Source organism: Streptosporangium amethystogenes, from assembly GCF_000721075.1.
Lineage (GTDB): Bacteria > Actinomycetota > Actinomycetes > Streptosporangiales > Streptosporangiaceae > Streptosporangium > Streptosporangium amethystogenes.
Map to the genome: position 1 here is coordinate 135,791 of NZ_JOEQ01000009.1, position 19,018 is coordinate 154,808.

The 19,018-nt window shown below is 69.7% G+C and carries 21 protein-coding genes; 12 read left to right on the forward strand and 9 right to left on the reverse strand.

Going from position 1 to position 19,018, the window contains the following annotated elements; genetic code table 11:
• Positions 1-9: 9 nt before the first annotated feature.
• The gene (locus tag IG98_RS0115525; protein WP_030912027.1) at positions 10-1,071 is read right to left on the reverse strand and encodes a lysylphosphatidylglycerol synthase transmembrane domain-containing protein; all 1,062 of its coding nucleotides are present in this window, start codon (positions 1,069-1,071) and stop codon (positions 10-12) included.
• 34 nt (positions 1,072-1,105) lie between these two features.
• A complete protein-coding gene (locus tag IG98_RS0115530; RefSeq protein ID WP_051752137.1) occupies positions 1,106-1,954 on the reverse strand; it encodes a PIG-L deacetylase family protein in 849 nt (282 codons plus the stop codon).
• A gap of 45 nt (positions 1,955-1,999) precedes the next feature.
• On the opposite strand from IG98_RS0115530, the gene IG98_RS0115535 reads away from it, so the two are divergent.
• The gene (locus tag IG98_RS0115535) at positions 2,000-3,124 is read left to right on the forward strand and encodes a glycosyltransferase family 4 protein (RefSeq protein WP_030912034.1); all 1,125 of its coding nucleotides are present in this window, start codon (positions 2,000-2,002) and stop codon (positions 3,122-3,124) included.
• Between the two features lie 208 nt (positions 3,125-3,332).
• Here the strand turns inward: IG98_RS0115535 and IG98_RS0115540 are convergent, their stop codons facing one another.
• Positions 3,333-3,728, reverse strand: a complete 396-nt coding sequence (locus IG98_RS0115540) for a hypothetical protein (protein WP_030912037.1) — start codon at positions 3,726-3,728, stop codon at positions 3,333-3,335.
• 133 nt (positions 3,729-3,861) lie between these two features.
• Here IG98_RS0115540 and IG98_RS0115545 point away from each other — a divergent pair, with 133 nt between their 5' ends.
• A complete protein-coding gene (locus tag IG98_RS0115545) occupies positions 3,862-5,202 on the forward strand; it encodes an APC family permease (RefSeq protein ID WP_030912040.1) in 1,341 nt (446 codons plus the stop codon).
• 334 nt (positions 5,203-5,536) lie between these two features.
• On the opposite strand, the gene IG98_RS0115550 is transcribed toward IG98_RS0115545, so the two are convergent.
• Positions 5,537-6,769 carry a RodZ family helix-turn-helix domain-containing protein gene (locus IG98_RS0115550; RefSeq protein ID WP_030912042.1) on the reverse strand — a complete coding sequence of 411 codons (1,233 nt, stop codon included), beginning with the start codon at positions 6,767-6,769 and terminating at the stop codon, positions 5,537-5,539.
• A gap of 99 nt (positions 6,770-6,868) precedes the next feature.
• Between IG98_RS0115550 and IG98_RS0115555 the strand changes: the two genes are divergently transcribed.
• Both IG98_RS0115555 and IG98_RS0115560 read left to right on the forward strand, forming a co-directional pair.
• Complete coding sequence (locus IG98_RS0115555; protein WP_051752139.1) at positions 6,869-7,243, forward strand: STAS domain-containing protein; 375 nt, start codon at positions 6,869-6,871, stop codon at positions 7,241-7,243.
• A gap of 99 nt (positions 7,244-7,342) precedes the next feature.
• Complete coding sequence (locus IG98_RS0115560) at positions 7,343-7,708, forward strand: STAS domain-containing protein (RefSeq protein ID WP_084195372.1); 366 nt, start codon at positions 7,343-7,345, stop codon at positions 7,706-7,708.
• A 37-nt stretch (positions 7,709-7,745) separates the two neighbouring features.
• Here IG98_RS0115560 and IG98_RS0115565 read toward each other — a convergent pair whose 3' ends face one another.
• Positions 7,746-8,636: a nucleoside hydrolase gene (locus IG98_RS0115565; protein ID WP_030912050.1), complete on the reverse strand. Its 891-nt coding sequence runs from the start codon at positions 8,634-8,636 to the stop codon at positions 7,746-7,748.
• A gap of 231 nt (positions 8,637-8,867) precedes the next feature.
• On the opposite strand from IG98_RS0115565, the gene IG98_RS0115570 reads away from it, so the two are divergent.
• Positions 8,868-9,452, forward strand: a complete 585-nt coding sequence (locus tag IG98_RS0115570) for an HD domain-containing protein (RefSeq protein WP_030912053.1) — start codon at positions 8,868-8,870, stop codon at positions 9,450-9,452.
• 238 nt (positions 9,453-9,690) lie between these two features.
• Here IG98_RS0115570 and IG98_RS0115575 read toward each other — a convergent pair whose 3' ends face one another.
• Positions 9,691-10,419, reverse strand: a complete 729-nt coding sequence (locus IG98_RS0115575) for a glycosyltransferase family 2 protein (RefSeq protein ID WP_030912056.1) — start codon at positions 10,417-10,419, stop codon at positions 9,691-9,693.
• A 267-nt stretch (positions 10,420-10,686) separates the two neighbouring features.
• Positions 10,687-10,971 carry a hypothetical protein gene (locus tag IG98_RS0115580; protein ID WP_030912059.1) on the reverse strand — a complete coding sequence of 95 codons (285 nt, stop codon included), beginning with the start codon at positions 10,969-10,971 and terminating at the stop codon, positions 10,687-10,689.
• Between the two features lie 232 nt (positions 10,972-11,203).
• Here IG98_RS0115580 and IG98_RS0115585 point away from each other — a divergent pair, with 232 nt between their 5' ends.
• From IG98_RS0115585 to IG98_RS0115615, 7 genes are all read left to right on the forward strand, one after another.
• On the forward strand, positions 11,204-12,652 hold the full coding sequence (locus IG98_RS0115585; RefSeq protein WP_030912061.1) for a helix-turn-helix domain-containing protein: 1,449 nt from the start codon (positions 11,204-11,206) through the stop codon (positions 12,650-12,652).
• A complete protein-coding gene (locus IG98_RS0115590; RefSeq protein ID WP_063766221.1) occupies positions 12,652-13,557 on the forward strand; it encodes a phosphotransferase enzyme family protein in 906 nt (301 codons plus the stop codon). Before IG98_RS0115585 ends, IG98_RS0115590 begins: the two co-directional genes overlap by 1 nt.
• Before the next feature lie 23 nt (positions 13,558-13,580).
• Positions 13,581-14,024: a hypothetical protein gene (locus IG98_RS0115595; protein ID WP_030912067.1), complete on the forward strand. Its 444-nt coding sequence runs from the start codon at positions 13,581-13,583 to the stop codon at positions 14,022-14,024.
• A 24-nt stretch (positions 14,025-14,048) separates the two neighbouring features.
• The gene (locus tag IG98_RS0115600) at positions 14,049-14,795 is read left to right on the forward strand and encodes an IclR family transcriptional regulator (RefSeq protein ID WP_030912070.1); all 747 of its coding nucleotides are present in this window, start codon (positions 14,049-14,051) and stop codon (positions 14,793-14,795) included.
• Positions 14,796-14,857: 62 nt separating this feature from the next.
• On the forward strand, positions 14,858-16,033 hold the full coding sequence (locus IG98_RS0115605) for a 4-hydroxybenzoate 3-monooxygenase (protein WP_030912073.1): 1,176 nt from the start codon (positions 14,858-14,860) through the stop codon (positions 16,031-16,033).
• Positions 16,030-16,710, forward strand: a complete 681-nt coding sequence (gene pcaH, locus IG98_RS0115610) for a protocatechuate 3,4-dioxygenase subunit beta (RefSeq protein ID WP_030912076.1) — start codon at positions 16,030-16,032, stop codon at positions 16,708-16,710. The genes IG98_RS0115605 and pcaH overlap by 4 nt, the downstream gene beginning before the upstream one ends.
• The gene (locus IG98_RS0115615; protein WP_030912079.1) at positions 16,710-17,153 is read left to right on the forward strand and encodes a peptidase associated/transthyretin-like domain-containing protein; all 444 of its coding nucleotides are present in this window, start codon (positions 16,710-16,712) and stop codon (positions 17,151-17,153) included. Before pcaH ends, IG98_RS0115615 begins: the two co-directional genes overlap by 1 nt.
• Here IG98_RS0115615 and IG98_RS0115620 read toward each other — a convergent pair.
• Positions 17,147-17,797 (reverse strand): response regulator, encoded by a 651-nt coding sequence (locus tag IG98_RS0115620; RefSeq protein WP_030912082.1) that lies wholly within the window; start codon positions 17,795-17,797, stop codon positions 17,147-17,149. The genes IG98_RS0115615 and IG98_RS0115620 overlap by 7 nt on opposite strands.
• 25 nt (positions 17,798-17,822) lie before the next feature.
• Positions 17,823-18,986, reverse strand: a complete 1,164-nt coding sequence (locus IG98_RS0115625; protein WP_051752142.1) for a sensor histidine kinase — start codon at positions 18,984-18,986, stop codon at positions 17,823-17,825.
• Positions 18,987-19,018: the final 32 nt, after the last annotated feature.

Genomic DNA, 19,018 nt, shown 5'->3' on the forward strand with positions numbered 1-19,018 from the left:
TTTCCCAATCTAGCGGCTGATCGACTCCTTTTCAGGGGCCGGTGCGGTGTTCTCACGCCGACGCAGGAACGACCACGCGCCGAGGGCCAGTCCACCGAAGGGGATTTCGACAGTGTAGGTCCAGAACCCGAAAAGCAGTGCGGCGGCGGTGGCGGAGTCCAGCGGCGCACCGAAGAAGACCAGCGCGCCGATGGTTCCCGCCTCCATTATCCCCGTACCGCTGGGAGTCACCAAGGCCGTGGTCAGCACCCGGGACAGGGCGAAGGCGGCGATCGACTGGGCCAGACCCGGGTAGGCGCCGGTCGCGTGCAGGCAGACGACCAGGATCAGCCACTGGAAACCAAGGAAGAAGATCATGCCCAGGGTCAGCCCGGCCCAGCGATTCCGCACGATCTCGGAGGTGTCGGCCCGCAGCTTGGCCAGCGCCTCGGAGGCGGTGTGGCGGCCGGGGCGGATCCGCTGGGGGAGCAGGCGGGCGAGGGCGTCGAGGACCCGACCCAGGAGGTCCGCGGCGCGGTCCCAGTAGAGCGCGACGGTCACCACGGCGACCAGCACCAGGATGGACATCGCACCCGCCCAGCCGGCACTGGCCACCGCGGGGCTGAGTGGTTGCCCGCTGAACAGCAGGGCCACGATTCCCGCCGCGGGCAGCAGGAACCGGAAGAGGGTGTTCCAGATGCCGCTGGTCAGCGTGGAGACCACGACGGCCCGGACGGAAAAACCCCATCCTTTGGTCATCGCGAACGTCATCGCCACCCCGGCCGCGCCGCCGAAGGGGAGCAGGTTGCTCACCGCGCTGCCGCCCGCGTTCAGCGTCAGGGCCTGCAGGTGGGTCAGGCCGGGCAGGGAGGCGGTCAGCACGAAGGTGTAGGCCAGCAGGCTGAGCAGCCAGACGCCGGCCATCAGCGCGACCTCTCCGAGACCCAGCCCGGCGAACTGGGCGCCGATCTGTGACCAGGAGACGTGCTTGCCCGTCAGGGTCGCCACTATCTGGGGCAGGAAGAGCACAAGCGTGGCGGCCAGCGCCAGCGACGCGACCGACAATCCAATCTGGAGCAATCTGCTCTTCACGTAACACCCCTGCCCCAGTGTGCCGCTTCCGGACTCATCCTCGGGGAGGAATTTCGAACGGGTGCCTCAGGCGGGAGCCCAGGGGGACGTCCCGCCTGACGTACCACTCGGTGCCGAAGACCAGACGGTAGAGGGGTTGGGGGATCTTGAGCATGACTCCGAGCGTGCGGGTGTCGGCGCCGGTGGCCTGGGAGGCGTGGGCGGCCATGCTCGCCCGCTTCTGGCGGGCGAAGCGCCGCACGCCGACCCGATGGGTGATCACCTCGCCGGGGGAGTAGGCCCGCTCGAAGGCACGGATGTCGAGCTGCGGGTAGAACCTCCGGACGAGCCGCAGCCCCCGCAGCAGAGGGTCACGGTTGACCGTGGCCTCCAGCACGATCGGGGTTTTCGCGATCTCGGCGGCCCGGCCGCCGACCCGGTGCACCTGGACGTGGTCGGGGTGCCCGTAGCCTCCCGCCGGATCGTAGGTCGTCAGCAGGTCGGCCCTCTCCTCGGTGAGGATGGCGGCCAGCCGCCGGGCGGCCTCCTCCGCGTCGGCGTCGATGAAGGCGTTGTCCGGCCGGTCGTCGGCGATCCCGCCGCCGGGGGCCAGCCCGGAGTCCCCGTAGCCGAGGTTCACCACCCGGGCGCAGCCGAGCGCGGCCGCCGACGCGTACAGCTCGGCCATCCGGGCGGCGCCCAGTGCCTCGCCGGGTTCGAGGTCGGCCTGGCCTCGCTCACCCGAGGTCGCCACGACGAGCACCACCCGGTGTCCCTCGGCGGCGAGCATCGCCATGGTGCCCGCGGTCAGCAGGGCCTCGTCGTCGGGATGGGCATGAAAGAACACCGCTGTCTTGACGTTGCTGATCAGGCTGACTCCGTTCGCGAGGGCTGGATGTGCCATCGGGGGGCACGCAGGCATGATCTCACGCGGGTCTACGCTGGCATCGTGAGGATCCTCCACATCAGTGACTGTTACCTGCCGCGCCTCGGTGGGATCGAGGTGCAGGTCGCCGATCTGATCCGGATGCAGCGGGAGGCGGGTCACCATGTCGAGGTGGCGACCGCCACCCCGGGGGAGCCTCTTCCCGGAGTGCACAGGATCGTCGCGGGACTCCCCTTCGACCTGCCGGTCCACCCGTTCGGGGTGGGACACCTGCTCCGTCTGGTGAAAGCGCGGCGTCCCGAGGTGGTGCACGTGCACACCGGCGCGGTCTCGCCGTTCGCCTGGATGGGCGTGCGGGCGGCGACGCGGGCGGGGCTGCCCCTGGTCGTCACGGTGCACAGCATGTGGGACCCGGTCACCAGGGCGCTCTACCGAGGGCTGCGGCTGCTGTTCGGATGGCACCGCTGGGGGCTGGTGGGCACCGCGGTGAGCGAGGCGGCCGCCCTGCCGATCCGCGCGGTGGCCGGTCCCGGCGTGCCGGTGCACGTGGTCTCCAACGGACTGGACGTCTCCGGCTGGCGCGCCGTGCCCCTTTCCGGGGATTCCGTCGCTGTGGACTCCGCGCCCTCCGCCCCGGTGCATGTCGTCGCGGTGGGGCGGCTGGCGCCCAGAAAGCAGCCGATCCGGCTGCTGCGGCTGCTGCGGGAGGCCCGTGCCCTGGTGCCTCGGGAGATCCCGATGCGGGCCACGGTCGTCGGGGACGGCCCGGCCCGATCGCAGATGGAGCGTTACCTGAGGGCCAACGGGATGACCGGCTGGGTCTCGCTTCCCGGCCGCTACAGCCGCGACCAGATCCGCGAACTGCTCGCCGCGACGGACGTGTTCGTCGCTCCCGCGCCCCGCGAGTCCTTCGGGCTGGCGGCGCTGGAGGCCAGGTCGGCGGGGGTGCCGGTGGTGGCGCGCGCGCAGAGCGGGGTGGCCGACTTCGTCCGGCAGGGCAAGGAGGGGTTGCTCGGGCGGAGCTTCGACGACCTGGTCGCGTCGGTGGCCAGGCTGGTGCGCGACCGTGAGCTGCGCCAGGCGATCGCGGCGAACAACCGGGAGACCGAGCCCGTCCACAGTTCCTGGCCCGCGGTGCTCGAAGGCTTCGAACGCTGTTACGAGCAGGCTCGCGCCCGCGGGGCCTGACGGGGCCGGCCCCGTGCGGGCGGGAGAGCACCCCGCACCCGGGATCGCACAGGCTGGGCCGGGGGCGGGTGAGACGGCGAGGCCCCTGCCGTGCGGTGGCAGGGGCCTTGGGGGATGTTCGGTACGGTCGCCGCGCCGCACTGCCCCCCGCAGGCGGAGCGGCGACCGTACCGGGAGTGCCTCCTGTCACCAGGAGGCACGGGTCCGGTTACGAGCAGGCGGCGACGAGCTTGGTGCTTGCCTCCTGGATCTTCGTTCCGAACGTCCCGGCGGCCGTGGCCGCGGCGGCCGGGTCGTTCGCGTCGATCTTGAACGACCCGAACGACGTGGAGAGGTCGGTGAGCGCGGCGGCCAGGTCGCCGTCCGCGGTGTCCGCCAGGGCCTTGAGGTCGGCGGCGAGCTTGGCGACGGCGTCGTTGAACTTGCCGAGGTCACCGGCGCTCGCCGTGGCGGAGGCGGTGTAGTCCGCGAAGGGCTTCGACCACGCGGCCTCGGCGCAGATCGCGTCGTTGGTGGACGACCCGCCGCAGGCGGCGGTCATCGATATGAGAGCGGCGCCCGCGGCGGCGACGACGATACGGCGGGAGGAAAGGGCGCGGAACATTTCTGCCTTTCATTGCATTTCGTGACAAGGAACACAGTAGGCATGGGGACTTGCGCGCCACTTTCATCATGCTTACAGAAGTGACTCAAGTTACCTGGTGTGATTCCACCCTCGCGGTGGGTAAGAGCGGGGTATGGCTGAGGTGATCGTCGAATCCGGTTCCGGTCAGCGCTCGCTCAAGCGCGTCATCGGACGCAGGGTTCTGCTTCTGTTCGTGGTGGGCGACATCCTTGGCGCGGGGATCTACGCGCTGGTCGGGAAGGTCGCGGGCTATGTCGGGGGAGCCCTGTGGCTGCCCTTCCTCGTCGCCTTCCTGCTGGCGGCGCTGACGGCGACCGCCTACGCCGAACTCGTCGGTAAATATCCACAGGCCGCAGGTGCTGCGCTTTATGTGAATAAAGCGTTCAATATCCCCTTTGTTACCTTTATTGTGGCATTCGCGGTGATGATGAGCGGGATCACCTCGGCGAGTGCCGCGGCGCGGGCCTTTGGTGGCAACTACCTCGCGGAGTTCGTCACGCTGCCGGTCGTCGTCGGCGCGTTCATCTTCCTCGGCCTGGTCGCCCTGGTGAACTTCGCCGGCATCTCCGAGTCCATCAAGGTCAACGTGGTGCTGACGATCATCGAGGCGTTCGGCCTGCTGGTCATCATCGCGATCGGCATCTACGCGCTGCTGTCCGGTGACGGTGAACCGTCCCGCGCCCTGGAGTTCCACCCGGTCAACGGCGCCTTCCTCGGTGTTCTGGGAGGCACGGCACTCGCCTTCTACGCGCTGCTCGGTTTCGAGGACTCGGTCAACCTCGCCGAGGAGGCCAAGAACCCGCAGCGGGACTTTCCCCGGGCGCTCTTCGGCGGCCTGGCCGCCGCGGCGATCATCTACCTGGGGGTCGCGTTCACGGCGACCATGCTGGTCGACACCAGGACGCTGACCACCTCGTCCGGCCCGTTGCTCGAGGTGGTCAAGGTCGCCGGGCTGGCGTTCCCGCCCAAGTTGTTCGCTCTGATCGCGCTGCTCGCGGTGGGCAACACCGCGTTGATCAACATGCTCATGGCCTCGCGCCTGGTCTACGGCATGGCGCGGGAGGGGATCGTGCCGCGAATCTTCGCGTCGGTCCATTCGACGAGATCCACTCCATGGGTGGCCATCGTCTTCACCGTGGGGGTCGCGGCGGTGCTGGTGGCCACCGGCGACGTGGGCAACCTGGCCGACACCACGGTGCTCCTGCTGCTCTGTGTCTTCATGATCGTCAACGTGGCGGTGCTGGTCCTGCGTAGGGAGCAGGTGGACCACGAGCACTTCCGGGCGCCGAGCTGGATGCCCGCCCTGGGGGCGCTGGTCTGTCTCGTCCTGGCGCTGCCGGTCACCGGCAGGGGGGCGGACGTCTACATCCGAGCGGGGGTCCTGCTCGCGATCGGGATGATCCTCTGGTTCGTCAACCGGCTCTTCCTGTCAGAAGGGCAGAGCTCGTCCTAAGGGGGTGCGGAGGTCGAGAGGGGCGGGCTTCCGAGGCGGCCTGGGCTTTTGGAGGATTAGGGCCTTTTTCATGTCCTACTCCCTCTTTGTTGGAGTTCGAGAGAGACTACGCCAGCTGACTGACTTTTTCGCAGATTTTTTCGCCGAGCGCGGACCGGATGGAGGCGGAGGTATGGTGTCGACATCCCGGTTGTGTGGTTGATGAGGTCAGCCATGGCGGTTTGGGGTCTAAGGCGCGTTGTGTCGGTAGAGTACGGGGCTCGTGTTTCCGGCAGAGGCACCGTCTGTTCCAAGTCGGCGACCTCGTGATCGCGCGGGAGGATCCGGGGAGGACTCAGCGGCGGAGCACGAAGGCTCTCTCGTCGTCGCCGATGCCGACCGCGCCCACCGCCCACAGCGTGTCGGTGCCCGGCACCCGGGCCAGACCGGTGCCGCCGACGTCGTCGGTCTCGTCGTACTGCTGGGTGGCGGTGTAGGCACGGAACAGCGGACCGTACTCGCGTGACCAGGCGGTGCCGTCGAAGCGCAGGATGAGCACCTGCCCCGGGTGGTCGGCGTCGACGCCGCTGATCCACAGGTCGCCGGGTCCGAAGGCGGTGACGCCGTGCAGGACACCGCGCGAGACCGGCACCTCGGCCCGGGTCCAGCGGCTCCCGTCCCAGCGGATGACCAGTGGCTGCGCGCCTTTCAGGTCCGGCCGCGCGTCCGGGGCGGTGGAGATCCGCCCGACCGCCCACACCTCTGTCGGAGAGACCTGCCAGACCCGGTTGAGCCTGCCACCGGGGATCTGGGGTGTCTCCGTCCGCTCCCACGATCCATCCACACCGTGCCAGACCAGCGGGGCACCGCTCTCGCCCGTCCCCGTCACCCAGACATGCCCCTCCCTGAAGGTGACCGCCTCAAGGATGCTCTTCTCGATGTTCAGCGCGTTGTGGAACTCGCCGTCCCGCCATTCCACGACGACGGCCCCCGAGGGGCCGTTGGCGACGAACCACGCGGTGCCGCCGCTCGTCGCGACATCCGCCAGCCGGTAGTCCTCGGCCACCCCGAAGGGCCGGTGCGTGCTCCACGCCCGCCCGTTCCAGTGCGCGGCGAACGGGCTTGAGCCGTTGCCCGCCACCCACACGTCGTCGGGACCGCCCGCACTGACCGCCTCCAGGTGGTAGGCGTCGACCTCGTCCAGGGGCACCTGCCGCCAGCGACTCCCGTCCCAGCGGAGGACCGCGGGCGTGCCCTCCCGATCCTCCGCGCTGTCCTGGTATCCCACGGCCCAGGCGTCCCGGGGGCCGGTCGCCGCCACGTCGAGCAGTGCCGTGGCGCCCGACAGTTTCGAGCCTCCTGTCTCCACCGCCCATTCGGCGGACGCGGCGATCACCGCGTTCGCCGGGGGAGTCGCCGTGGGATTCCGGGACTCGGTATCGGGAGAGGAGGTGGCCGGTGGCGTCAGGCTCTGGGAGTTCGTACGATCCGGCGTCGGATCGGGTTCGGGCGCCGTCCGGCCCGCGCCGCACGCGGCGATCAGGAGCGTTCCGATGACCATGACCGCCATCGGGCGCGGTTTCAGCATGTCGTCATTGTTCCTTATATCACTACCGGTTGGCCGTGCCCGCCAGGATTGGAAGCGTCTGTTCGGGGGCACCTGGCACATAGTCAGGAGGGGATACCGATGTTGAGGGGCGAAGACGGTGCGGGATTCCACATCCGAGCCGACAGGCACCGTCACTTCACAACCCTGTACGCGGCGGGGGCACTGGACTACGGGTCCGCGCCCCTGTTGAAGGAGCAGGCCGACGTCGCCCTGCGGGCGACCGATCACCCGCGCCTGGTGATCGACCTCACCGAGGTCACCTTCTGTGACTCCACCGGGTACGGCGTGCTGATGTACGCCCTCACCCGCGTCCGCCGCCTGACGGGCTCGCTCGTCCTCGTCGGCCTCTCCGCCGCGATGAGGAACCGGCTGAGCCGCCTTGGGGTGGCGGAGCTGTTCGACACCCGCCGTACGGTCGAGGAGGCGAAGAAGGTGTTTCCCGGAACGACGTGAACGACCGGCGAGGCCGGCGTGCTCCGTGATCTGCCGGGGTGGTTCACGGTGTATGAGACAGTTGTGTTGCTCGGGACAAGGTAGGTCAGAAGATTGGTCATGTTCGTGGGAAATGAGGCGGGGCCTGCTTTCACCGCCACCTCAGGGTTGCACGGCACCGTGCTCGTCGTGCGGGCGAGCGGGGAGCTCGATCACTACCACACGCGGGTGCTACGGGAGGAGATGGGAAGGGCGTGGAGTGCCCTGCCCTCGCAGCTTCTCATCCTCGATCTGTCGGCCCTGACCTTCTGTGACTCCTCGGGGATCGGCGAACTGCTCCAGGTTCGCCACCACGGCCTGAGCGAGGGAGTGCGGGTCATCCTCACCGGCGTTCAGGGCAACCTCGCCCGGCGGCTCAACCTGGCCGGCCTGACCCAGGTGTTCGAGATGTTCCCCTCCGTGGCCGAGGCGCTGGAAGCGGCCTGAGGCGAGGTTCCGCACGACACGCGGCCACGGTGCGAGATCAAACGGTGCCCTCGCCGACAAAGGTCTCGAAGAGCCGCTCGTGATCGAGTGCGGTCGTGATGAACGTCTGGCTGTCGGCGGCCGGCCGCGCGCCCCACGCGCCGCCCTCCTCCCGGACCATCTCGACCTCCGCCCAGCCGGCGATGGTGTGGTCAATGGCCACGCAGGCCGCGGTGGGGTCGTGCAACAGCTTCCCCCCCGGCTTCTTGCGCAGGTAGTGCTCCATGCCCGAGAACACCAGGGCGAGTCCGGCCGTGCGGTCCCGGTACGGCCGCAGCCGCTCGTGGAACTCCCGGTCGTAGCGAACTCCGTGGGTGACGTTCTTGGACACCAGTTCGCGCCGGGCGATCCGGTCACCGGACGACAGTGCGAGCCGGGCCGCCCCGGGGGCGCCGTTGAAGTTGAACGTCGGGCACGCGGTACGGCCGTCGAACTTCGGCAGCCGGTGCTCGGGCGGTACGACGTTGTCACCGGCGAACCCGCCCTGGGCCACCCACCGGCTCAGCCTCACCCCCGCCTGCTCGTCGAGAAAGCGCCGGAGGTTGTGCAGCGGCCCGCCGGTGAGAAGCGTGGCCCGGGGATGGCGCTCCAGGGTCCGGGCGATCAGGGCGCCGGGCGGGGCGTCCGGCAGAGCCGGCCCGGGAGCGCCGAGCCAGCGGTGATGGAAGGCGGACACATGGTCCTTGCCGGTGCCGGGATCACTGGCGCCCACCGGGACGTCGTCCCGGCCGGCCAGCCCGAGCACACGCCGGACCAGTCCGACCTGGGCCGGTGACCCCGGGGTGACGGTGACGGCGCGCAGCCGTACCGCCGGATGGGTCGCGACCAGGCACAGGGTCAGCACATCGTCGGGATCCTGGGTTTCCAGATCGAACAACAGATCCAGCATCGCGTCTCGCGACCTTCCCGCTTTGTGGTGAAAAGTCCACTGATCGTATGAACCCGCGAGGAGACGACGCGAGTCATTTATCGCGACCACGCCGCTGGGTGGTTGTCCCCCATGTCGTGAAGCGTCAACTCCGCGCCGCTCAGCCGGTGCGGCGGGAAGAATCCCCGGCGTTCAGACCGGGTAGGAGTTCAACCTCCGAGTGTGATCCACCGAGGGGGGAGAGGGGCTTCCATGGCCGAGGAACCGTCGAGGCTGGCCGGCCTGCTGTATGAGATCGGGTTGCTCAAGCGCTACCGGCGCACGGGCTGGCTGGTCGCGGGAGTACGGGATCCGGAAAGCATCGCCGACCATTCCTTCCGGACGGCGGTCATCGCAAGCGTGATCACCGCGTTGGAAGGCGGCAACCCCGAGCGGGCGGCCTTCATGAGCCTGTTCCACGACACGCAGGAGACGCGGGTCACCGACATTCCCTACCTTGCCAAGCCCTACCTGAAGGCGGCACGGAACGAGGAGGTCACCGCAGACCAGGTGCGCGGTCTCCCCGAGCCCGTGGCGGAGATGGTGAGCGGCGCGGTCGGTGAGTACGAGGAGAAGACCAGCCTCGAAGCCGTCTGCGCCCGTGACGCGGACAAGCTGGAGTGCCTGATCCAGGCGATCGAGTACCGCGAGCAGGGGCATCAGAACGTGCAGCCATGGATCGACAGCTCTCTCGCCGCGCTGAAGACGCCGTCCGCCAAACGCCTCGCGGACGAAGCACTCGGCACGGGATCGCTTGAGTGGGTGGCACGCGTGCTCAACGGGGAGCGGGACACCTGACGCTCGCCGGACGGCCTCGGGCGGGGGGTGCGCCGGGCGTGTCCACAGTCTTGAGGAAGGGCGAGGCGGGTGTTCCCGCGGAGTAGGGGCCGGTGCTCCGGCCCTCGGGCCGGGGGAACGCCTTCTCGCCATCCCGGCCGGGGGCGGCGAGAAGGAAGTGTCTGGAGCCGGAGATGTCGCCTTCGAGGCGACGGTGCTCGGTGATGTTGATTTCTCCCGATCTCGCTGACCGAGGGGGTCAGGCGGCGACCTGTTCCCGGCGGAGCCGGATGTCGCCGACGCGGCCCTCGCGCTCGCGGAGGATGGTGCGGAGCACCCGAAGGCCGTCGCGGACGGCGTGCAGGTTGCTGACGCCGTGGATCCGGCTGCGTTCGTGGCTGGGAACCTCGCGGATGACGAGTCCGGCCTGGGCGGCGCGGATGTTCATCAGTGTCTCGATCTCGAAACCGTCGCAGTCGAGGTCGAGCGCGTCGAGGTGGCGGGCCCAGAAGGCGTTGTAGCCGTAGCACAGGTCGGTGTAGCGGGTGCCGTACAGCCGGTTGGTCATCTTGGTCAGCACCGTGTTGCCGAGCGAGCGGATCGGGCTGATGTCGTCGGATCCTCCGCCGGGGGCGCAGCGTGAGCCCTTGGCGAAGTCGGCGCCCTCGACCAGCGCGGTCACGAAGGCGTGGATCTCCTTGCCGTCGGTCGACCCGTCGGCGTCGATCATGACGATGATGTCACCGGTCGCGGCGGCGAAGCCCTCGGTGAGAGCGTTGCCCTTGCCTTTTCCGGTCTGCCTGACGACGCGCAGCCCGGGCCGGAGGGCCTTGGCCACGGCCACCGTGTCGTCGATGGAGTTGCCGTCGACCAGGATCACCTCGTCGATCCAGGACGGCAGGGTCGCGAAGACGTGGGGGAGGTTCTCAGCCTCGTTCATGGCGGGGACGACCACACTGACACTGAAGGCGAAAGGGGCGCTGTTCATGCGCATAAGGTCTACCGAACCGCCTGCAGAACGCTTGAAAGCCCCTTGCAAGTCCGTCTGGGGTGGAAGGCCCCACCCCCGGGGGTGCAAAGAGGGTCTCTTCGCCGACGGTCAGAAAGGGAGCGTACGACCCGAGGGGCTGCGCAGGTCGAGCGGTACCGGCCTGCGGGGGGGACGGGGGCGTTGCACGACCAGGATCCTTTTCACGATGCCGCTCCATTCTGGGCTGGATCACCGGGTGTTACCCATGTCAGCCCCAAGAATCACCTATCTCCGTATCACATGAAGAACACTGGCCACACGCTCCGCGGCCGTGGCGACGTCCTCGGCGTGGCCGATGCGACCGGCCCAGGACAACCAGAACCACCACTCGCCGTCGTCCTCATGGGCGGCTAGCACGTCCTCGGTCCTGGCGGGGGCCATCGGGTTGATCACATGGAGCCTTGGATAAAGCCCCGCCGCCGACCTCAGACGTACCTGGAAGGCGTGCGCCTCCAACTGGGCTGCCAACCGACGCAGGTGGTCGACGGCCTCGCCGCGTTCTGCCATCATCCGGATCACTCCTGGCGGACACTCGTGACTTGCTTCTTTGCAGAGTGCGGTTTCGTGGCACTTGAGGCAATCGGTCCTTCCGCAAACCCCCTCCGGATCAGTGGAATAGACCGGAAAGTCATGGATGTTCCGTGGAGAAACCGCGAATAAAGGGAATCCGGTGCACGGACGCGTTTACGCTGTGGTGCGCCCTTGTTAATGTTGCGTAAACAGCGACCGGGAGAGGGACGCCGTGGCCCGAGGTGAGCACTCACCCGCGTGTGCGCGTCGCTGGCGCGAGCAGGCGGCGTCCAGGCAGTGGACCCACTGGCAGACCGCGCAGGCCATTCACGGCTGCTGCGGGGTGAGCCTGCTCAAGGCGCACCGCCTGGCCAGGGGATGGTCGGCCAGGCAGTCCGTCCAGGAGCTGGAGGAGCTCTGTGAGCACCAGAACCTGGGCGAGGCGCGGGCCAGCATCGACCTGCTCAACGCCTGGGAGAACAACCGGGCCAGACCGCGCCCGCAGACCATCGATCTGCTGGCCCGACTGTACCGCGCGAACGCCGTCAGGTTGGGCCTGGCCGGAGACTACTGCGAGGACGGCGGAGGCGCCAAGGTCGTGGTCGTCTCCGGCGGCGAGGGACGCTCGCCCTACCAGGCCGAGGAGCGGGAACGGTCCGAAGACGACATCGAGCGACGGGCACTGTTCCACCAGGCTCTGCTCGGCTCGCGGTCCGTGATGACGGGCCGGCTACTGGCCGAGGTGGAGCGGACCCGTCAGGATCTGGACCGTACGCTCGCCATCTCCACCGTCTCCGAGGAGCAGCTCGACCGGCTCGACGAGCAGGTGATGCGTTACCGGCGCGAGTACATCAGCAGCGCGCCGGTGCCGATGCTCTACCGGCTCATGCTGGAGCTGTCGGACGTCAGGACGCTCTCCCTGACCCGTCAGCCCGCGATGGCCCAGCGCCGCCTGCTCAACGCCACGGTCATGCTGGCGCTGCTGTCGGCCGACGCGCTGATGAAGCTCGGCGACACCCGCCAGGCCCACGCCTGGTACGGCACCGCGCGCAACGCCTCCGACGACATGGGTGACGTGCGGCTGCGCGCCCTCGTCCGGGCACAGCAGGCGATGCTGCCGTACTACTACGGAGACCTGGCCGAGACCGTGCGGCTGGCGCGCGAGGCCAGGATGCTCGCGGGGAGCGCACCCAGTTCCCCGGCGGCGCTCGGCGCGGCGGCCGAGGCACGGGCACTGGCCCGGATGGGCGAGCACAAGGCGGCCAGGGTCGCGCTGGCCGAGGCGGAGCGGATCTTCGCCAGGATGCCCCCCGAGGGCCACGACCACCTGGCCTTCCGCTTCTCCGAGCGGCGGCTGCAGTTCTACCGGATCGGCACCCTGATCGAGCTGGGTGAGGATGTCGACTGGAAGCCGGGGCCCACCAGCCCTTCGGAACCGTACGCCATCGACCCTGTGCTGATCCTGCTCGACCAGGCGGCGCACCTGGTCCGCGACGGCAAGGTCGACGACGCCTGCCATCTGGCGGAGAAGGCACTGCTTCAGGTTCCGCCGGAGCACCGCACCTCCATCGTGCTCAACCGTGCGAGGGCGCTGCTGTCGGAGGTGCCGCAGACCAGGCACCGGGTGGCGGCGGTGCGCCGTCTGAACGACCTGGTCATCGGCGCGGCTCCGGTCAGCTGATGGGGTCGCTCGCCGAGGAGGCCTTCACCGTCCTGCGAGAGGTCTGCGAGGATCTCGGCATCGATCACCGGGACGCGGAGTTGCTGCGGGTGCGCAGCAACGCCGTCTTCAAGCTGCGCAGCGAGATCGTGGTCAGGATCGCCACTGCGCCCAACGCGCTGACCCGGCTGCCGCTGGTCCTCGCGGTGGCCCGCTGGCTCGCCGAGCAGGGGTTCCCCGCGGTGCGCCCGGCCGATGAGATCTCCGAGCAGCCCGTGGTGCACGAGGGCAGGGTCGTCACGTTCTGGCACTACGTGCCGGCCAGCGGCCGCCCCACCACCACGGAGCTGGGTGAGATCCTGCGCAGCCTGCACCTGCTGCCGGTGCCGCCGATGGCGCTGCGGCGGTTCGTCGACCCGCTGTGCGAGGTGCGCCGCGCGGTGGACCGCTCCGAAGAGCTCACCCCCGGCCAGCGGGCCTGGCTGCGCGACCGCATCGCGGAGCTGACAGAGCGCTGGCTGGACCTCGGCGTGGAGGACGAGCCCGTGCTGCTGCACGGTGACGCCTGGATCGACAACCTGCTGCGCTGCACGGACGGCCATGTGGTGCTCTGCGACTGGGACGGCGTCGCGGTCGGCCCCCGCGAGTGGGACCTGGTCCACACCTACCACGGCCAGCGGCGCTTCGGGCTGACCGCCGCCGACGTGGACGCGTTCGCCGACGCGTACGGCAGCGATCTGCGTTCCTGGCCGGGATACTCCACCCTCATGGAGGTCAGGGACATCTACGCGGTGGGCATCCACATCCGCAACGCCGCCGCGGATCCCTTCTCCCGACGCGAGTTGCCTCGCAGGCTCGATTCCCTCACCCGAGGTGAACAACATGCTCGCTGGTACATGGCGGAACCCGCTAGTGTCTCCCAATAAAGATCTTCAAGCGGGGACAGAGCATGCCGAAAGTCACGCTTCGCAATACTTTTCACGTTCGTAACACCCCGGAGGCGCTCCGTGCCCACCTGAGTCAGCCGCAGAGCTACATAGGGCTCTCGCCCATGGTGGTCGCGGTCAAGGACATCGAACAGGGGGAGGCCGAGATCCGCTACACCTCGGTGGAACGCTTCAGGTTCCTCGGTGTCGTCAAGTACGACAACATGATCAAGGTGACGTTGCGGAACACGCCGCGTACCGTCGAGGGCGAGGTCGACAGTCCCGGCGGGGTGCGCCTGGACTACCGGTTCACCCTCAGCGAGAAGAACGGGGGCACCGAGGTTGAGGACATCCTCGTGGTGCACGCCTGGGTCAGGCCGATGCTGGGCTTCGCCGCGAAGAAGGCTCGCGAGGTGCAGCTCGCCCGCGCCGGGATCCTGGCCGCCCGCCTGGGTTCCGCTCCCTAGGTCTCGGCGGCCGGAGCGGGACGCGTGAGAGCGCCCACGGTCACCGGGAAGGTGATGGCGATCCTCGGCGCGTTCCTGCCGGGAGACGTGCGGCTGACGCTCACCGAGATCTGCCGCCGGGCCGAGCTGCCTCCGGCCACCGGCCACCGGCTGGTCGGGGAGCTGGTGGCGGGCGGCTTCGTGGAGCGGCTCCCCGACGGCTCCTACCGGGTCGGAATGCTGCTGTGGCGGATCGGTGCCCAGGCGGCGGAACCGCGGGAGCTGCGCGAGCTCGCCCTGCCGTACATGGAGGACCTCTACGCCGCGACCCGCGAGAACGTGCAGCTCGCGGTGCTCCGTGACGACCGGGCGCTGTACCTGGAGCGACTGCGCGGACCCGCCTCCGTGCCGATCGTCTCACGGGTGGCCGGAGGGCTGCCGCTGCACGCGACCGGGGTCGGCAAGGTCCTGCTGGCCTTCGCGGACCCGGAGACGGTGGAGCGGGTGCTCGCCGGGGAGCTCACCCCGCACGCGCCCAACACGGTGGTGGACCCCACGCGGCTCCGTAACGAGCTGGAGGAGGTCCGCCGGACCGGGATCGCCTGCACGCAGGAGGAGATGTCGGTGGGCGCCTGTTCGGTCGCGGTGCCGGTACGGGGGGCGGCCGGCCGGGTGGTGGCGGCGCTGTCACTGGTGGCTTGGCGGCACAACGCCGACCCGCGCCGGCTGGCACCCGCCGTGCTGACCGCGGCCGGAGCCCTCTCCCGGGATCTCGCCGCCCTGCGGAGCTGAAAGATTTCCGCTGAACGGAAGAGTGGCGCGTGCGGGGGTGGACGGTACGGAATGCTCGACGCATGCGAACTCAGGTCGGGATCGTCGGGGCGGGCCCCGCCGGGCTGCTGCTCTCCCATCTGCTCCACCTGCGGGGCATCGACTCGGTGGTCCTTGAGGCACGGAGCAGGCACCACATCGAGCAGCGGGTGCGTGCCGGGGTGCTGGAGCAGGGCACGGTGGACGTGCTCAACGAGGCGGGCGTCGGCGACCGGATGCGCGCCGAGGGGCTGCCGCACCACGGCATCGAGCTGCGGTACGGCGGGGCCGGGCACCGCATCCCCTTCGAGAAGCTCGTTCCCGGCCGGGCCATCACCGTCTACGGGCAGCAGGAGGTCGTCAAGGACCTCGTCGCCCGCAGACTGGCCGACGGAGGGAGGATTCTCTTCGACGTCCCGGATGTCGCCCTGCACTCGTTGGAGAGGGACCCCTACCTCACCTTCCAGGGTGAGCGCCTCGACTGCGACGTCATCGCCGGGTGCGACGGCTTCCACGGCGTCTCGCGGCGGTCGATCCCCGAGGGCGTCCTGACGGTCTTCCAACGGGACTATCCCTTCGCCTGGCTCGGCGTCCTCGCGCGGGTCCCTCCGTCGGCCAAGGAGCTGATCTACTCCCACACCGAGCGGGGCTTCGCGCTGCACAGCATGCGCTCTGAGGAGATCAGCCGCTTCTACCTCCAGGTTCCCCCGGACGCCGCGCTCGACGACTGGCCGGACGAGCGGATCTGGGCCGAGCTGCGGGCACGTCTGGAGACGGTCCCCGGTTTCACGCTGGCCGAGGGGCCGATCATCTCCAGGGACATGTCGGCGATGCGCTCGTTCGTCGCCGAGCCCATGCGCCACGGCAACCTCTATCTCGCCGGGGACGCCGCCCACATCGTGCCGCCCACCGGGGCCAAGGGACTCAACCTGGCGGTCGCGGACGTCCGGATGCTGACCGAGGCCCTGGCCGAGTTCTACGCGACGGGCTCCGGCGACCGGCTGGACGCCTACTCCGACAACTGCCTGAAACGGGTCTGGCGCGCCCAGCACTTCTCCTGGTGGATGACCACGCTGCTGCACACCTTCGACGCCGACGACCCCTACGGGCGGCGCCTGCAGACCGCGCATCTCGACTACGTCACCTCCTCAGAGGCCGCCGCGACCACGCTCGCGGAGAACTACGTCGGCCTGCCCTTCGACTTCGGAGTCCGTCCGTGACCCTCACAGATCCGCACCCGCACCACCTCACCCCCGGCTATCTCAGCACCCTGCTTCGCGCCCCCTCGTACCCGCCGGTGCGACCCGCCCTCGATCCGGAGTCGGCGGAGCTGCTCGACCCGGTCTACGGTCACCGGCCGGTCGGGCCGCTGGACCACGACCTGACCAGGCAGCACGCGGGCGAGCCGATCGGCGAGCGCATCATCGTCACGGGCCAGGTCCTCGACAGCCGGGGCCGGGCGGTGCCGAACACGCTGCTGGAGGTCTGGCAGGCGAACGCCACCGGCAGGTACGCCCATCCGGTGGACCGGCACCCGGCTCCGCTCGATCCCAACTTCACCGGGTTCGGCCGCTGCCTGACCGACGCCGAGGGCCGCTACCGGTTTGTCACGATCAAGCCGGGGTCCTACCCCTGGCGTAACCACCCCAACGCCTGGCGTCCGGCGCACATCCACTTCTCGGTGTTCGGCACCGCCTTCACCCAGCGCCTGATCACCCAGATGTACTTCCCCGGCGACCCGCTGTTCGCCTACGACCCGATCTTCCTGTCGGTCCCGGAGCCCAAGGACCGCGAACGGCTCGTCTCCGCCTTCGACCTGGATGTCACCGAGCCCGAGTGGGCGCTCGGCTACCGCTGGGACGTCGTGCTGGGCGCGACCCCCTTTGAGGAGGAGTGATGTCGCAGACCCCGTCGCAGACCGTGGGGCCGTACTTCGGGTTCGCCCTGCCGTACGACGAGGGACCCCTCGTCGTACCGGAGGACCATCCGGACGTGATCGAGCTGCGCGGCAGGTTGCTGGACGGCGCGGGCGAGCCGGTGTCGGACGCGCTGCTGGAGATCTGCCAGCCGGGGCTGTTCGGCCGCTGCGAGACCGGGGCCGACGGCTCCTACCGCTTCCGCACGGCCAGGCCCGCCGACTACCTTCCTCTGCTGATCTTCGCGCGCGGCCTGCTCAAGCCGGTCTGGACCCGGGTCTACCTCACCGCGGAGGCACCGTTCCCCGCCGAGGTGGATCCGGCGCGCCGGCGCACGCTCGTCGCGGCGCCGGAGGGGGAGCGGGCCTACCGGTTCGACGTCCGCCTCCAGGGTGACGGCGAGACGGTGTTCTTCGCCTACTGACCCCGGTGCTCACCGGGGCGGACCAGGCCGTGCTCGTAGGCGTACCTGACCGCCTCGGCGCGGTCGCGCAGGGCGAGCTTGGACAGCAGGCGGTTGATGTGGGTGCCGACCGTGGACTCCGCGACGAACAGGGTGGCGGCGATCTCCGAGTTGTTCAGGCCGCGGCCGATCAGGGTGAGGACCTCCCGCTCCCGCCGGGTGACGGTCCGCGGGAGGGGAGGGGTGCCCACGTAGCCCGCCATGACCCGGGTGGTGACGGCGGGGTCGAGCGCGCCCAGGCCCCGCGCCGCCGTGCGGATCGCGGTGAACAGCCGCTCGGGCGGCGAGGTCTTGAGCAGGAAGCCGCTCACCCCCACGCGCAGGGCCCCGTCGAGGTTCTCGTCGGTGTCGTACGTCGTCAGGATGAGGATCTTCGGCGGGGCCTGGTCGGCCAGCAGTTCGCGGGCCGCGGCGATGCCGGACAGCCGGGGCATCGAGATGTCGAGCAGCACCAGGTCGGGCCCGAGGCGCCTGGCCGTCTCCACGGCCTCGCGCCCGTCCGCGGCCTCGCCGATCACCCGGATGTCCGGCTGGGTGCCGATGACGAGCCGGAGCCCACGGCGGATCATGGTCTGGTCGTCGGCCAGTACGACGGTGATGGTCATTCGGCTCTCCTTCACGGTCTCCCGCTCAGCCTGCGGGTTTCTCCCCGGTGACCCGCATCGCCAGCGGGAACGAGGCGCTGACGCTGTAACCGCCGTCCGGCAGTGGCCCGGTGGCGAGCCGCCCGTGGAAGAGCGCGACCCGCTCCCGCATGCCGATCAGGCCGTGCCCGGCGCCCTGGGGGCCGACGCGGCCGTTTCTGGGGCCGTCGTCGACGACCTCCAGGCTGAGCGTGCGAGGCAGATGGGAGACGGTGACCGTGACGCGTGCCGGGCCCGTGTGCTTGAGCGTGTTGGTCAGCGCCTCCTGGATGATCCGGTAGGCCGACAGCTCCAGCCCGGCCGGGAGCGGCCGAGCCTCGCCCCGCACGGTCAGCTCCACCTCCAGCCCGGCGGCGCGTACCTGCTCCACCAGGTCCTCCAACCGGGCCAGGCTGGGTTGCGGGGCCAGCCCGTCCTCGCTGGAGTCGGTGCGCAGCAGGCCGAGCATGCGACGGAGCTCCTCGACCGCCTCGCGGCCGGCCTCCTCCACCACGGTCAGCGTCTCGCGCTCGACCAGCTGGTCGGGGCGGAGCATCAGCCTGGCCGCGCCGGCCTGCATGACCATGACGCTGACACTGTGGGCGACCACGTCGTGCAGCTCGCGGGCGATCCGGGTGCGCTCGTCGGTCACGGCCTTGCGGGCGAGCAGCTCGCCGCGTTCTCGCGCCTGGATCGCGACCTGCCGGTGCCACCACACGGCGAGGCCGGTGCCGCCGGCGATCGAGGCCATCACCACGGCAACCGCCATGTCTCCCGGGCCGAAGTGCTGGTCGACGGCCAGCATCATCGACCCGATGAAGAGCCCGGTGACCACGAGCCCGCCCACGGTCCTGGGATCTCGCGGGGGAGCCTCGCTGACCAGGGTGAACAGCAGGATGAGCTGGGTGTAGAACTGCCAGGCGGCGGCGAGGTCGCCGAAGTACGCGAAGCTCACCGCGCTCGCCAGCGAGTAGACGGTCAGGACTGTGAACGGGGCACGGCGCCGTACGAGTACCAGTGCCGCCGTGGCCAGGACCGCGACCAGCCACCACGGGGACTGCTCGTGGTCGAAGGCCGATGTGCGCTCGCCGAGCTCCTCGGCGAGCCCGAACACGGCCATGGCCGCCGCGATCAGCCAGTCGACGGCGGTGGGCGGGAAACGGCGGCTCATGACGCGGGGGGAGGGGGGTGCGGCATGACGCG